The organism is Solwaraspora sp. WMMA2056 (assembly GCF_030345095.1).
Classification (GTDB): Bacteria; Actinomycetota; Actinomycetes; order Mycobacteriales; family Micromonosporaceae; genus Micromonospora_E.
Genome location: NZ_CP128360.1, coordinates 4,126,056 through 4,140,661, shown reverse-complemented (window position 1 = coordinate 4,140,661; position 14,606 = coordinate 4,126,056). Strand labels below are relative to the sequence as shown.

The following is a 14,606-nucleotide window of genomic DNA, read 5'->3' as shown; positions in this document are numbered from 1 at the left end:
GACGGTCCGCCGGGCGCGCTCATTCGTCGATCGCCAGCAGTACGTTCTTGACCCGGCTGAACTCCAGCAGTCCGGCGAGCCCGCCGACCTTGCCGTAGCCGCTCTGTTTCACCCCGCCAAACGGCGCGAACGGCCCTGCGGGCGCACCGGCCCCGTTGACCCCGACGTTGCCGACGGCCAGCGCCGAGGCGACCCGCATCGCCCGGTCGACGTCGCGGGTGTGCACGTAGCCGGCGAGCCCGTACCGGCTGGCGTTGGCCGCCTCGACCGCCTCGGCTTCGCCAACGAACCGGCAGACCGACAGCACCGGGCCGAAGATCTCCTCGGTGGCGAGTTCGCTGTGCGGGTCGACGTCGGAGAAGACGGTCGGGGCGACGTAGTAGCCGTCGGCCAGTTCGCCGCCGAGTCGGTGCCCGCCGAGCACGAGGTGACCGGTGTCGTTCTCCCGGGCCCGGTCGATGGTCCCGACGACCCGCTCGCAGGCGGCCGCGTCGATCAGCGGTCCCATCCCGGCCGCCGGGTCGAACGGGTCGCCGACGGTCACCGCCCGCAGGCCGTCGAGCAGCCGGCCGAGCACCTCGTCGTACACGTCGTCGTGGACGAACATCCGGGTCGGGATGGTGCAGCCCTGGCCGCTGTTGGCGGTGATCAGCAGCGCGAACCGGCAGGCCCGGTCGAGATCGGCGTCCGGGAAGACCAGCGACGCGCTCTTGCCGCCGAGCTCCAGCAGCAGCGGCTTGAGCGTGGGAGCGGCCGCCGCCTGGATCCGGCTCGCCGTCGCCGGACCGCCGACGAATCCGATCTTGTCGACCTCGGGGTGGCGGACCAGGGCGTCGCCGACCGCCGGGCCGCCGGGCAGGACGTTGACCACGCCGGGCGGCAGTCCGGCCTCGGCGCAGAGTCGACCGAACCGCAGCGCCGCGAACGGCGCCTGCTCCGGTGGCTTGACGATGACCGTGCACCCGGCGGCCAGCGCCGGTGCGACGGTGGTGCCGATGTTGGCCAGCGGATGGTTCCAGGTGAGGATCGCGCCGACCACGCCGACCGGTTCCAGCAGGGTCAGGTCCATCGCGCCGGGCATCCGCAACACGTCTCCGGCGGCCTTGTCCAGCCAGCCGGCGTAGTAGTCGAAGAAGGTCTGGCCGGTGGTGTAGCGGCCGTACGACAGGGCCGCCGGGGTGCCGACCTCGAGTGCGTTGATCGCGGCGAGATCGGCGGCGTTGGCCCGGATCAGGTCGCCGAGGCGGGACAGCACCTGGCGACGGCGGTCGACTGGCCAGCTCCGCCAAGTGGGGGCCGCGGCCCCGGCGGCAGCGACGGCCTCGTCGACCTCGGCGGCTCCGGCCAGGGCGAAGCTCTGCTGGACACGCCCGGTGCCCGGGTCGACGTGGTCGCGTCGACCGCCGGTGCCGGTGTCGCGCCACTGTCCGTCGATCAGAATGCCGGGGCGTAGCAGGCCGGTCGGGTCCGCCGGTCGGTCGATCACCGTCATCGACGGCCGCCGGGGGCCGGGATCGGTGTCGGGTCGGCTGACAGCATCACGATCACCTCACAAGCGCTTGCTTGGCAATCGACCCTACCCCATCCCGCACCGCTGCGAAACCCGTGGTCAGTCCGGTGGCCGGAACGCCGTCACGCCGTCCGCCCGGTGCGACACCAACCGCCCCTGCTCGACCAGCAGGTCGAGATGCAGTGCCGTCTCGTTGACCGCCAGCATCCGGTGGTACGGCGGCAGATCGTCGAGCGCCCGGCGACGTCGGGTCCAGGGCAGGGTCCGCGCCACCTGGTACGCGGTCCGCGCGCCGGCACCGACCGCGGCCGCCATCTCGGCCAACCGGTCCCGGTGGTGGGCCAGCAGTTCGTCCACCCGTCGGTGGACGCTGTCGCCCACCGGCCCGTGCGCCGGCAGCAGCAGCGCGTCCGGCAACGCGCGCACCGCCCGCAGCGACTCCAGATACCGGCCCAGCGGGCGGTGCGCCGCCACCGCCTCGAAGCCGACCGACGGGGTGATGCCCGGCAGCACGTGGTCACCGGCGAAGAGCAACCCGGCCTGCGGGTCACGGAAGACGTAGTGCCCGGCGGTGTGGCCCGGGGTCGGCAATGCCCGCAGCCGGCGGCCGGACAACGCCACCTCGCGCTCACCGGAGAGCCACTCGTCCGGCGGTTGCCAGTCGAGTTCCGGCTGCTCCGCGTCGGTGGTCAGCCGCTGCACCCGGTCGGCGAGGTCGGCCGCCCCGGCGTCGCGCAACTTGGCCAGCGGGGCGGCGTACGGCTCGTCGGTGCCGGCCGCCATGAACTCCAGGCTGGGTCGCTCGCCCGCCCCGAGCGCGATCGGCACCCCTGTTTCCCGCCGGATCGCGACCGCCTGTGAATAGTGGTCCTGATGGATGTGGGTGACCAGGAACCGGCGGATCGCGGCGAGGTCGTGCCCACGGTCACCGAGCGCGGCCTCGAGAGCCGTACGGGCGGCGGGCACCGCCCAGCCGGCGTCGACGAGGACCAGCCCGGCGTCGTCCTCGATCGCGTAGACGTTGACCGCCCGCAGCGCGTCGTCGGGCATCGGCAGCGGAATCCGGTACACCCCGTCCGCGACCGGGTGCGCCCCCGGCGTCATCCAGTCCGACACCGTCGTCATCGGGCACCCCTTCGCGCTGGCCAACCAGCCACCGACCATACCGGTCGCTTGCTCGGTTGGGGATGGCCTCACTCGCTCGGCACCGGTGATCGTGCCCACTTGACTCGGGCGCGGCGGGTCAGTAGCCGCGCCACGCCTGACGGGTGTACTCCAGCACGCGGGGCTCCAGCAACGTCGACGGTGGCACCTGCACCGGACCCCGGTCCGGTGGGAACACCTGCGCCGCCGCCAGGACCTGCGGATGCAGGAACCGCAGCGACGGGGCGTCGGCCGGCACCCGCAACGACGGTGCGGTGACGGTCGGCGACGGCAGACCCGCCAGCACGAAACCCCAGTCGCCGAACGACGGCACGTCCACGTGGTAGGGGCGGGTCACCAGGCCGGCGGCGCGCACCGACGTCTCGATGCACCAGTACGCGTACTGGGCGAAGTACGGCGAACCGGCCTGCACGACGAGCCTGGACTCCGGGCCGAGCACACCGCGCACCAGGCCGTAGAACTCCACCGAGTACAACTTGGCAGTCGCGGTCTGATCCGGATCGGGCAGGTCGACGATCACCACGTCGAAAGGGTCCGGCGCCGTGCGCAGCCAGGCGAACGCATCGGCGTGCACCAGGCGTACCCGTGGGTCGTCGAACGCCGCGGCGTTGAGCGTACGGATCTGCGGCTCGCTGCGCGCCAGTGCCACCACCGCCGGGTCCAACTCGACGACCGTCACCGAGGTGACGTCCGGGTAGCGCAGCACCTCCCGCAGACCGAGCCCGTCACCGCCGCCGAGCAGCAGCACCGTGCCCCGTGGGCCGGCCATCGCCGGGTGGACCAGGGCCTCGTGGTAGCGGTACTCGTCGACCGAGCTGAACTGCAGGTCGCCGTCGAGGAAGAGCCGCAGGTCGGGCTCACCGGCGACCGGTGAGAGCGCTCGGGTGAGGACGATCTCCTGGTACCGGCTGCGCTCGGCGTGGACCACCGGATCCCGGTAGAGCTGCTGGCGGGCCGTGACCTCGAAGTCCTCGGCGACCGTGAAGGCACCGACGAGCACGACCCCGACCAGCGTCGCCGCGACGGCCACCGCCGCCCGGGCGCGTCGGCCCAGATCGGCCCGGAACACGGTGCCGACCAGCAGGACGCCGGCCAGGGCGTTCACCACCCCGACCAGCAGCGCCCCCCGGAGCTGACCGAAGAACGGGATCAGCAGGAACGGGAAGGCCAGGCCACCCAGCAGGGCACCGACGTAGTCGGCGGCGAACAGGTCGGCGACCGCGCTGCCCGCCGACTGCGCCCGGATCCGCTGCAGCAGCACCATCAGCAGCGGAATCTCCGCCCCGATCAGCAGCCCGAGGACGAACGCGGTGACGACCAGCGCCGGCGCGTACAGGTCGAGCCAGGCGAAGGCTGCGTAGAGCAGCAGCACCGACAGACCACCGAGCAGCGCCAGGACCAGTTCGACGGCGGCGAAGGCGACGACGGCGTACCGCTGCAGCGGCTTCGCGGCCAGCGCGCCGACGCCCATCGCGAAGACCATCACCCCCAGCACGATCGACGCCTGCCCGACCGTGTCGCCGATCAGGTAGCTGCCGAGCGCGACCAGGGCGAGTTCGTACACCAGGCCGCAGGCCGCACAGACGAAGACCGCAGCCAGCACCGCCGGCCGGGCGATCCGGGCGTAGCGGCGGCCGGTGCCGGTGCCGGTGGTCCCCGGTGCGGCCACCGGCGGCCCGGATGCGTCGTCCGGTGCCGCCGCCGTGGCGGCGGCGCTCATCAGCTGATCGCCGCCGCCACGATGGCGCCGGTGGCCAGGTGCACGACGGCGCTGACCCAGACCGCTGGGTGCGGTTCACGGTCGACCAGGATGTCCCCGAGGCGTCCCGGGGTGACGGCGTCGAGCAGGACGAAGGAGACCGCCATGACGGCCAGCCCGAGCAGGCCGTACGCAGTGGTGCCGACCAGCCCGGTGACGAAGCTGTTCTCCCCGGCGGTGATGGCGGCGACCACGATGATGCCCACCGCCACCAGGTTCGACGCGAGCAGGATGGTGGCGTTGCGGTTGCGCTCGACCCAGATCAGCTGGTGCAGCTTGCCCGGGGTGACCACGTCGACCAGCAGGTATCCGAGGGCCATCAGCGCCAGCCCGACACCGCCGTAGGCGAGGGTCAGCAGCAGATCGACGACAAGGGTGCGGAACATGTGCGAACTCCTGAGGGGAAAGGGGGTTACTTGCCGGTACCCGGGCCGCCGCCCCGGGTGGTGCTGCCACGCTGCCAGTTCCACGAGTTACCCACAGTGGAGCGGTAGCGTGGATAGGCGGTCACCATCCGCTCGACGAGGATCAGGGAGCCGACGGCGGCCGGCAGGATCACCACCGAGTCGTCGCCGTAGCGCAGGTAGAACCGCTCGCCGTCGCGGTGCTGGTCCTCCGGTCGGAAGCTGCGGCGCAACTCCTCGGCGACCTGCGCCGGCGGCCGTTCGGACCGGAAACCCTTGGCGGAGGATCCGATGTCGTCGCTCACCGAACGGGCGTAGGTGCGTTCGACGTAGCCGCGCGCCGAGAAGGTCCCGGCCGCCAGGCCGCAGCAGGACACGATCACGCCGACCAGGGCGAGCACCACGCCGCCCACGATCCACTTACGGGAAGTCACCGTAACCTCACCACCGTCTCGGTCTCGACCAACTCGCCTGTCTGTGGGTACGCGTGCCAGGTGGACCACCGGATCCGGTGGTCGTCGAAGTCGGCCCGCAGCGCGGTGAGCGCGTCGGGGCTGCCGGGAAAGACGCCGACCAACGCCTGCGGATCGTCGGTCAGCCGGCGACGCAGCCCGCCGACCTCGGCGGCGACATCGACCGGCGACAGCCGCCGTACCCGCGCGGCGAACCGGTAGCCGTCGGCATCGTCGACCGCCGCCGGCAGGTCACGGGGCAGGCCGGGCAGGCAGGCCACCGTCTCGACCAGCACACTGTCACCGGTACGCAGAACGGCCTGGTGGGACGCGCCGAGCAGGCGCAGCCGCAGCACACCTGTGGCGGGCCCGCCGACGCTCGCCGGCAGCGGCAGGTCGAGCACGTGCAGGGCGGGCTGCTCCGGCAGACCGAGGGCGAAGCACAGATCGGCGGCCGTGGTGTCGACGTACGGCGTGTCGAGGGTGACCAGCACGTCACACCGTCCGACCGGCCGACCCCGGACCGCCGGCGGGATAGATCATCACCTCGGCGCGGTGCAGCACCTCACCGAGCCCGATCTCCCACCGGGGCGAGTCGCCGTAGCCCTCGAAGGACAACCGGGCGTCGTCCGGCGCGACGTAGTCGTGGTAGCGCACGCTCCCGCTCGGTGCCAGCCCGGTGGCCCCGACGCTGGTGAACCTCGCCTGGCCGGACTCGTCGAGCCGGTAGCGGCGACCGGCCACGTCGAGCGACCGGGCACCCGGGGTCGGCGCCAGGTCCGCGGGGGCCGACCGCCAGAGCACCAGCTCCAGGTCCGGATCCGACTCCACCGACAGCCACAGCTTGTCGCCGCGCGCGTCGTCGAGGAAGTGTTCGCTCCAGGTCCAGCTGCCCTCGGTGAAGTGCACGCTGCCCCGTACGGCGTACGACTGGCCCCGGAACTCGACGATGTCGCCCGGCCCGAGCCGGCGGGGATCTCCGCGCACCGCGTCGGTGTCGCCGGTGTGGAACGGGTCGACCGGTCGGCCCTTGGCCGCTCCGCCGCCGGCAGTGCCGGAGCGGACCTTCGCCCGCCAGACGCCGACCGCCACGGCCGCGATCCCGGCGACTGCGATCAGACATCCCAGCCCGGTCACCAGGTACGCCACTGTCCCGTTCATTCCTGCCGTCCTCCAGTCGGTCCACCGGTCGACGACCGTAACAAGTGCGTGCACCCCCACCTGCGGGAGATCAATCCGGTGACCAGGGCGTCACGGTGCGCCGTGGCGACCGTGGTGCCGGAGCGTCGGCGGACCGAATACGGTGGGTCGGTGACTACGGCGGACCACCGGGTCGACGCCGTCCGCGCCGCCGTGACCGCCGCCCTCGGCGGCCGGCCGGTCCGGACGGTGACCCTGATCGGCAACGGACTCGACCACGACTGCTACGAGGTCGACGGCGATCTGATCGTGCGGGTGCCGAAGCAGCCGGATCCGGTGGCGACCGACCGTGAGGCACGCCTGCTCGACGCCGTCGCCGGGCTCGCTACGGTGCCGGTACCCCGTCCGGTGCTGCGTACCGGCGACGGCTGGCTGGGCTACCGCAGGCTCGCCGGGACCGCGCTGTCGGACCTGCCGGGGCCGGTACGGCACCGCCACGCGACCACGGTCGCCGCCGCCCTCGGCACGCTGCTCGCCCGGCTGCACACGGCACCGGCGCGTATCTGGGTCGGACTGGCCGAGCCCGACGACCAGCCGCTCGACCTGTGGCGGCAGGAGGCCGCCGGGTACGTCGATGCGCTGGCCGAGGTGCTCCCGCCCGCCCGGCGCGCCGCGATCGGAGCATTCCTGGCGGCGACGCCGCCGTCTCGGCCGCCTCAGCTGGTGTTCAGCCACAACGACCTCGGCATCGAACATGTCCTGGTCGATCCGGACACCGGCGCGGTCACCGGGGTCATCGACTGGAGTGACGCCGCGCTGGTCGATCCGGCGGCCGACTTCGGGCTGATCTACCGGGACCTCGGGCCGGAGGCGCTCGACGCCGCGATGGGCAGCTACCGTGCCGCCGGTGCCGGTGCCGGTGCCGGGCTGCGCCGGCGGGCCGAGTTCCACGGCCGCTGCCGGGTCTTCGAGGACCTCGCGTACGGCGTGCGCACCGGGCGGGACCGGTACGTCGACACATCCCTGACCGCCCTTGCCTGGTTGTTCCCGGGGTGACGTCGGGTCCTCGCCCGGGGCACGCCGGGACGCGGTCAGCTCAGGTGGGTATCGAACCAGCCGGTGGCCTCGTCGGCGACCCGGTCCAAGGTGCCCGGCTCGGCGAACAGATGCCCGGCACCGGGCACCATCCGCAGCTCGTACGGTGCCCGCAGCGCCGTCGCCGCCGTCGCGTTGAGCTGTGCGACCTGCGGGTCGAGTTCCCCGACGAGCAGCAGGGTCGGCGCCCGTACCTGGGCCAGCTGGTCCCCGGCCAGGTCGGGCCGGCCGCCCCGGGACACCACGGCACCGACCTGGTCGGGCCGGGTCGCGGCGGTGCACAGGGCCGCCGCCGCGCCGGTGCTGGCGCCGAAGAGCCCGACCGGCAGTCCGTGCAGCTCCGGCTGCCCGACGGCCCAGTCGACGACCGCGGTCAGCCGCCGGCTCAGCAACGCGATGTCGAACCGCAGCTGTGCGGTGGTTGCGTCGACCTGCTCCTCCTCCTTGGTCAGCAGGTCCGCCAGGACGGTCGCGAGACCGGCACCGTGCAGCCGGCCGGCCACCGCCCGGTTGCGCGGGCTGAGACGGGAACTTCCGCTGCCGTGGGCGAAGAGCACCACCGCGCGGGTCCGGATGGGCACCACCACGTCCGCGTCGAGGACGACGTCGGCGGCGGGTACGCGTACCACGGTTGCCTGATCCACCGGGCCCGCGTACCCGCCGCACGGGCGGTCATGCCTGCACCCACGCGGGTGACCGGTCACCGGACCGACCTGGTCGCCAGTTGGTAGGCGACGAGCAGCGCCCGGGCCTTCAGCATCGTCTCGTCGTACTCGTCGGCCGGATCGGAGTCGAGCACGACGGCGCCGCCGGTGCCGATGGTGACCCCGTCACCGGTCAGCACGGCGGTACGGATCACGATGCTCAGGTCGGCGCCGCCGTCGACGCCGAGGTAGCCGAGGGCACCGGAGTAGATCCCCCGGGCCTGCCGCTCCAGTCCGTCGATGATCTCCATGGTGCGCAGCTTCGGGGCCCCGGTCATCGATCCGCCGGGGAAACACGACCGCACACAGTCGATCACGCTGGCCGACGGGCGCAGCCGTCCTTCGACGGTGGAGACCAGCTGGTGCACGGTGGGATAGGTCTCGGTGGCCAGGAAGCGGGGAACGTGCACCGAGCCGACCTCGCAGACCCGGCCGAGGTCGTTGCGGAGCAGGTCGACGATCATCAGGTTCTCGGCTCGGGTCTTGGCCGAGGTGGTCAACGCCCGGCGCAGCTGCTCGTCGTGGCCGGGGTCGTCGCCGCGCGCCGCGGTGCCCTTGACCGGGCTGGCGTCGACCCGGCCGTCGGGCCGGATCCGCAGGAACCGTTCCGGGGAGGTACTGGCCACGGCGACGTCGTCGAGGCGCAGGTACGCGGCGTACGGAGCGGGGTTGATCCGGCGCAGCGCCCGGAAGTACCCCAGTGGGTCGGGCACCGGCGGCAGCCGCAACTGGTTGGTCAGGCAGATCTCGTAGCTCTCGCCACGGCGCAGCTCGCTCAGGGCCGTGGCGACATCGGCGAGGTAGCGGTCGCGCTCGCGGGCCGGGCTCACCCAGCGCTGCGGATCGGCCGCGCTGCCCGGCGCCGGCGGCGGGTGGGGCGGGACGGGACCCGACGCGCGACGGTGCGGGCCCGGCGGCGTCAGCTGTCGCAGCCGGGTCGCCGTACCCGCCAACCAGTCCTTGGCGGCACGACGCCCGGCGTCGTCGACGCTGAGCGCCACCAGGTAGGTGCGCCGACGCAGGTGGTCGACGGCCACCAACCGGTCGGCGAAGATCCAGACGGCGTCGGGGGTGTCTGCGGGGCGGGCGGTGGTGGGTCCGCAGTCGGCCTTCATCTCGTAACCGAGGTAACCGACGTAGCCGCCGGCGAAGTCGAACGGCAGGTCAGCGGCGGGCAGCCGACGCCGGGCCAACCGCTGGTCGAGCAGGTCGAGCAGACCGCCGGACTCCTGGCGCACCGGCCGGCCGGTGCGGTGCACCTCGACCCGGCCGCTGCCGACCCGGTAGCGCAGCACCTCGGCGAGCGGGCCGCCGGCGTCGCCGAGGAACGAGAACCGGGACCGTCCGGCGGCCACGTCGGCACCGTCGAGCCAGTACGCGTAGCGGGCGTCGGCGTACAACTCCAGGAAAGCCGCCTCGGTGTCGATCTCGCCGTCGACGACCGTGACGTCGCGCCGCCAGCGCGGCCCGCCAGCGGTCACCGGCTGCGCACTCGGCGGCGGTGCCGGCGTGGGCGGCGTGGGCGGCGGTGCCGGGGTGGGCGGGGTGGGCGGACCGCCGGTGGGGGCCGCCGGGCGGGCCATGGCCAGGAAGTTGGTGATCAGCCGGGCGCCGTGCTCGGTGCCGATCGACTCGGGATGGAACTGCACGCCCCACTGGGGCAGCCGCCGGTGCGCCAGCGCCATGACGGTGCCATCGGTGGCCCAGGCCGTCGCGGCGAGGTCCGCCGGTAACGGCTCGCTGACCTGCAACGAGTGGTAGCGGACCGCCGCGAACCCCTGCGGCACGCCGGTGAACAGCCCGTCGCCGGTGTGCCGGATCCGGTCGACCTGGCCGTGCCGGGGCTGACGCTGGTCGACCCGGGCGCCGGCGTGCAACGCGATCGCCTGGTGACCGAGGCAGACCCCGAGCACCGGCAGCTCAGGCCGGCGGTCGAGCAGTTCCCAGCCCCAACCGAGGTCGGTGACCCGGTGCGGTCGGCCGGGGCCGGGCGAGATCACCACGCACCGCACGTCGAGCCGGTCGACGGCGGCGAGCCGGGGGTCGTCGTTGGCCAGCACGGTCGGTTCGCTGCCGGCGACCGCCGCGATCAGCTGGAAGAGGTTGTACGTGTAGGAGTCGTAGTTGTCGACCAGCAGAATGCGCACCCGTCACCTCCGCGCGCCACGGCCACCGTCGAATTGTCCACGATCCGCCACTAGCATGCCCGCTGTGGCCGGTCGTCCGCCGGCACTGCGCCGCAGGAAGGGAAACCGTCATGGCTTTCGACTCCGTCGACGACCTGCGCCACGCGGTCGGCAGCCGCCTTGGACCGGGTCGCTGGATCGAGGTCGACCAGGGTCGGATCGACCGGTTCGCCGCCGCCACCGGCGACCGGCCGTGGACACGCACCGACGCGCCGACGGCCGGTGGGCCTGCCGGTGGCGGCATCGCCCACGGTTCGCTCGTCCTGTCGTTGCTGCCGGCGCTGGTCGCTGGACGGGTCTCGGTGTCCGGGGCGCGGATGTCGGTCAACTACGGGCTCGACCGGGTACGGTTCCCGGCACCGGTGCCGGCCGGGGCCCGGGTCCGGGCGTCGGTCGACATCAACGACGTCGCCGAGGTCACCGGCGGTGTCCAGGTGCGTTACCTGGTCACGGTCGAACGTGACGGCGGCGACGAGCCGGTCTGCCTGGCCGAGGCGGTCACCCGCGTCTATTTGTGACCGGCGCGGGTGGTGGCGGCACCCCGGCGGCGACCCCGGTCTGCCCGCTCACCGGTCGGTGCCCGGCGCGGTGTCGCCGACCAGCCGTTCGACGGTGGCCGGCGCGTACACCCGGGTCCGACCGATCAGAGCGACGACCAGCGGGGCGACGACGGCGACCAGGCCGAGGATCGCGGCCTGCTGGGCATCGGTGAGCGGCAGCCCGAACGCGGTGACGACGGCGAGCACGGCGGTGACTGCGGCGGTGACACCGCCGACCGACCACAGCGGCTCGCAACTGTGCGGACGGGGTGTGACGGTCATGGCGACCTCCAGCTCAGGGTGGATGCCACAGGTGACGCGCCAGCCGGCCCGCCGGTTGACCTGGCTGTCACGCCATGCAGGCGGGCGCGGTCAGTACGCGGTGAGGCTGAACTGGGCGGTCCGGACGGTGCCCGCGTGCTGGAACTCGAAGAACAGTTCGTAGCTGCCCGCCGAGGGGACCTGCACGGCGAAGGCCACCACGGAGCTGGGACTGGCCGCCGGTGCCGGGTGCACGTGCAGGTAACCGAGGTCGCCGTGACGCAACGCGACGAGGTGGCCGTACGCACCGAGGTAACGCTCCAGGTCGAGTACGGGTGTGCCGTCGCGCCCCAACCAGACCAGTACCTGACTGGCCTGACCCGGGCGCAGCCCGCCGTCGAGGGTGACGGTGTAGCCGTCGACGACGACGGTCGCCTCGTCGACCGGGGTGGGCGGGCCGGGTGCCCAGTCTCCGGGCACCAGCAGGTCCGTGCCGAGGGTGACCGGTGTGGTCGCGGCGGCCGGCACGAAGTCGGCGAACATCCGGTAGGCGCCGGCGGTGGGCAGGGTCACCGCGGCCCGCCAGGTGCCGTCGGCGTCGGACTCGGGGTGCAGGTGCTGGTATCCGCGCAGGTCGCGGCCGACCAGCACCAGGTGCAGGTCCCGTTCGTGGTTGGTCCGGTACGCGGTGACCGGCGCGCCGTCCGGGCCGAGGATCGCGAACGCCAGCTCACCGGTGACGCCGGCGGCGGACGGGGCGGACAGCAGGGTGAGTGCGTAACCGTCCTGGGTGACGCCGAGTCCGCCGACGTCGTGTCCGGCGTGCGGGTCGGTACCGGTCGCGGCACGCGCTGCCGACCCGCCGCCGGTGGTGGTCGCTCGACCGGCGACGAAACCGGTGGCGGCGACGAGCACGGCCAGGGTGATCAGCAGGGTGAGCCGGCCAGCGGAGCGGGTCCGGGTGGGCGGTGCGGCGGACCCCGCCGGCGCGGCGGCCGGCGGGGTGGTGTACCGCAGGGGGGACACCGCCATCAGGCGGGTACCCGGCGGTCGACGGTCGTGACGCGTACCGCGTCCGACGACGCCGACCCGTCCAGCGTCGACGGCAGGTTCGGCCGCAGGACGAACAGGCCCTGCTCGATGCCGCTGACCACGACGACGCCGCTGGCGAAGTACGGGTAGACGCTCCACGCGCCGTTCATCGACGCGGTGTTGCTCGACGGGTAGATGTCGAAATAGCCGGCTTCGGTCAGCGTGCCGCTGGCGATGCCGCGCAGGTCGAGGATCCGCAGACCGGCCCGGTAGTTGGCCTGGTAGCTGTAGTTGCCCTTGACGTACTGGTTGTGATCGGTGGCGGCTGCCGACGAGGTGTAGGTGCCGATGTGCCGTGGCGCGTCCAGGTCGTACAGGTCGAAGACGAAGGTCTTCGTCCCTCCTCCGGCGCGGCTCTCGTCGAGCTCGTCGTCGAGGACGAAGTAGCGGTGGTTGTCGGTGAGCCAGCCCTGATGGGTGTACTGCCGGCCGGAGTAGGCGGCCCGGACGATCTGCCGAGGGCTGGTCTTGTTGGTGACGTCGACGATGGTGACGGTGTCCTCGTTGGAGCTGACGCAGATCTCCCGGCCGGTGTAGGCGCTGTCCGGTCCACGGTAGACCACACACTGGGTGTCATGGGTGTAGCCGTCGGAGCTGACGCAGCCGGCGTAGGCGGGCGAGGTCGGGGTCGAGATGTCGACCATGTGCAGGCCGCCGCTGCAGGTGTTCGAGCCGACCGCGTACGCGTACCCGGTCTGTTCGTTGATCGCGATGTTGTGCGAGTTGCCGAACCGGCTGTAGTGCGCGTCGGCGGTGAAGGTCTGCGGGGTGGTGCGGTTGCGCAGCCGGGTCAGGTCGAAAACCTGCATGCCGTGCCCACGCACGTCGGCGACGATGAATGCGTGGTCGCGGTGGACCTTGATGTCGCGCCAGACCGCGCTCCGGTTCTGGTAGGCCGGCAGGTTGCCGAGGTACACCGGTGCCGCCGGGTCGGAGATGTCCACGAAGGAGGTGCCGTTACGGCGCCCGACGATGGCGTACTCCTTGCCGGTCGACGGGTCGGTCCAGCCCCAGATGTCATTGGCCTGGCTGCCGCCCATCTGGCTCAGTGGCAGAAAGGACAACAGGTCGACGTTGCGGCAGGGGTATCCGCTGGCCTGACCGTTGCTGCAGCTGACCTGTGCCATCGCGGCGAGGTCCTGGGTCGGCTCCCGCTGGGCCATGAAGGCCACGGCTGACGACCGGCCGGCGGGAGTGTCCGGGTCGTGCGCCACCGAGGCGCCGGGGAGGCCGGCGAGCAATCCGCCGGCCATGGCGAGGGTGATCGCCGCTGTCGTCCATCGGGTACGCATTCAGGGGCCTCCCGCTGTCGGGGGTGACGACACCCGACGGCCCGGGGCGCGGCGTCACGACCGGCAGCCCAACCCGCACCAAGGCATCGACTCTTGGACATGAGAGTGCATCGTCCGAAGTATCCGGTCAAGGGCAGCGCGATACACCGTTTCGCTCATACCGAACCACCGTTAAGGGGCCACCGCGGCCACCGGCGGGCGACCCACCCGGGCGCGGAACGTCACGGGGTCCAGACCGTACCTCGCGCCTGGTACTCGAGCACCTCCTCGGCGCGCACTGCCAGATCGGCGCCGACCCGACGTCGGACCAGGTGCAGGGCGAGTTCCAATCCGGAGGTGATCCCGGCTGCGGTCACCAGGTCGCCGTCGTCGACCACCCGGGCGTTCTTGACCACTCCCCCTCGGGCGGCCAGCTCCGCCTTGGCACCGTTGTGGGTGGTGCAGGGCCGGCCGCCGGTCAGCCCGGCGGCGGCCAGGACGATCGCTCCGGTGCACAGCGACGAGATGATCAGGCCACGTCGCCGGGCGTCGGCGAGGGCGCGCGGCAGCACTCCCCGGTTGATCTCCGACCAGATGCCCGGGCCGTCCGGGCGGCGGAAGCCGCCACCGGGTACGACGACGACATCGGCGGACCGAGGGGACCAGCCGTGTTCGACGACGACCCTGGTGCCGAACGCGGCCGTCACCGTACGCGGCCCGTCGACGTGGACGTACCGGGTCTGGACGGCACCGCCGCTGAGCCCGCCCGCGAGGGAGAAGACCTCGTACGGGCCGATGAAATCCTGCTCCTCGGCTCCGTCGAACATCACGACGTGCACCCGCAGCGGGTGCTCCGGCGACGGCGTGTGCCGAGGATCGGCGCCTGCCGGGGCGGCGGCCGCCGACGTCGCCCCCGGCACGGCCACTCCGGCGAGCAGTCCGGCGCTGGCGGCGCCCGCCACCCCCAGCAGTTCTCGACGGTCCATCTGCGACCACTCTCCACTGGCTCTCGCCGGCTCGACGTCGGCG

Annotated in this window: 15 protein-coding genes; 2 read left to right on the top strand and 13 right to left on the bottom strand. The window is 72.8% G+C overall.

The features are described from left to right. Positions 1–19: 19 nt before the first annotated feature. The 7 genes from O7608_RS18795 to O7608_RS18765 all read right to left on the bottom strand — a co-directional run bounded on the left by O7608_RS18795 (position 20) and on the right by O7608_RS18765 (position 6,450). The gene (locus tag O7608_RS18795; protein ID WP_289205832.1) at positions 20–1,492 is read right to left on the bottom strand and encodes an aldehyde dehydrogenase family protein; all 1,473 of its coding nucleotides are present in this window, start codon (positions 1,490–1,492) and stop codon (positions 20–22) included. A gap of 117 nt (positions 1,493–1,609) precedes the next feature. Then, the gene (locus O7608_RS18790; protein ID WP_289205831.1) at positions 1,610–2,635 is read right to left on the bottom strand and encodes an MBL fold metallo-hydrolase; all 1,026 of its coding nucleotides are present in this window, start codon (positions 2,633–2,635) and stop codon (positions 1,610–1,612) included. A 118-nt stretch (positions 2,636–2,753) separates the two neighbouring features. Beyond that, positions 2,754–4,394 carry a polyamine aminopropyltransferase gene (locus O7608_RS18785; protein WP_289205830.1) on the bottom strand — a complete coding sequence of 547 codons (1,641 nt, stop codon included), beginning with the start codon at positions 4,392–4,394 and terminating at the stop codon, positions 2,754–2,756. Continuing rightward, positions 4,394–4,819 (bottom strand): DUF350 domain-containing protein, encoded by a 426-nt coding sequence (locus tag O7608_RS18780; protein WP_289205829.1) that lies wholly within the window; start codon positions 4,817–4,819, stop codon positions 4,394–4,396. Before O7608_RS18780 ends, O7608_RS18785 begins: the two co-directional genes overlap by 1 nt. A 26-nt stretch (positions 4,820–4,845) precedes the next feature. Continuing rightward, positions 4,846–5,271, bottom strand: coding sequence for a DUF4247 domain-containing protein (locus tag O7608_RS18775; RefSeq protein WP_289205828.1), 426 nt, complete (start codon positions 5,269–5,271; stop codon positions 4,846–4,848). Next, entirely contained in the window at positions 5,268–5,783 is a 516-nt protein-coding gene (locus O7608_RS18770; protein ID WP_289205827.1) for a DUF2617 family protein, read from the bottom strand. Before O7608_RS18770 ends, O7608_RS18775 begins: the two co-directional genes overlap by 4 nt. Before the next feature lies 1 nt (position 5,784). Next, positions 5,785–6,450, bottom strand: a complete 666-nt coding sequence (locus tag O7608_RS18765; RefSeq protein WP_289205826.1) for a DUF4178 domain-containing protein — start codon at positions 6,448–6,450, stop codon at positions 5,785–5,787. 150 nt (positions 6,451–6,600) lie between these two features. On the opposite strand from O7608_RS18765, the gene O7608_RS18760 reads away from it, so the two are divergent. Continuing rightward, complete coding sequence (locus O7608_RS18760; protein ID WP_289205825.1) at positions 6,601–7,485, top strand: phosphotransferase family protein; 885 nt, start codon at positions 6,601–6,603, stop codon at positions 7,483–7,485. Between the two features lie 35 nt (positions 7,486–7,520). On the opposite strand, the gene O7608_RS18755 is transcribed toward O7608_RS18760, so the two are convergent. Together O7608_RS18755 and pabB are read right to left on the bottom strand one after the other, a co-directional pair. Next, positions 7,521–8,168 (bottom strand): dienelactone hydrolase family protein, encoded by a 648-nt coding sequence (locus O7608_RS18755; RefSeq protein ID WP_289205824.1) that lies wholly within the window; start codon positions 8,166–8,168, stop codon positions 7,521–7,523. Between the two features lie 56 nt (positions 8,169–8,224). After that, complete coding sequence (pabB, locus tag O7608_RS18750; RefSeq protein ID WP_289205823.1) at positions 8,225–10,375, bottom strand: aminodeoxychorismate synthase component I; 2,151 nt, start codon at positions 10,373–10,375, stop codon at positions 8,225–8,227. A gap of 110 nt (positions 10,376–10,485) precedes the next feature. Between pabB and O7608_RS18745 the strand changes: the two genes are divergently transcribed. Continuing rightward, entirely contained in the window at positions 10,486–10,932 is a 447-nt protein-coding gene (locus O7608_RS18745) for a MaoC family dehydratase (RefSeq protein WP_289205822.1), read from the top strand. A 48-nt stretch (positions 10,933–10,980) separates the two neighbouring features. Here O7608_RS18745 and O7608_RS18740 read toward each other — a convergent pair whose 3' ends face one another. The 4 genes from O7608_RS18740 to O7608_RS18725 form a co-directional block, all read right to left on the bottom strand. Then, positions 10,981–11,235, bottom strand: a complete 255-nt coding sequence (locus tag O7608_RS18740) for a hypothetical protein (protein WP_289205821.1) — start codon at positions 11,233–11,235, stop codon at positions 10,981–10,983. Positions 11,236–11,325: 90 nt separating this feature from the next. Further along, positions 11,326–12,246 (bottom strand): DUF8832 domain-containing protein, encoded by a 921-nt coding sequence (locus O7608_RS18735; protein ID WP_289205820.1) that lies wholly within the window; start codon positions 12,244–12,246, stop codon positions 11,326–11,328. Continuing rightward, a complete protein-coding gene (locus O7608_RS18730; RefSeq protein ID WP_289205819.1) occupies positions 12,246–13,598 on the bottom strand; it encodes a choice-of-anchor B family protein in 1,353 nt (450 codons plus the stop codon). The genes O7608_RS18735 and O7608_RS18730 overlap by 1 nt, the downstream gene beginning before the upstream one ends. A 221-nt stretch (positions 13,599–13,819) precedes the next feature. Beyond that, positions 13,820–14,563: a DJ-1/PfpI family protein gene (locus O7608_RS18725; RefSeq protein ID WP_289205818.1), complete on the bottom strand. Its 744-nt coding sequence runs from the start codon at positions 14,561–14,563 to the stop codon at positions 13,820–13,822. Positions 14,564–14,606: the final 43 nt, after the last annotated feature.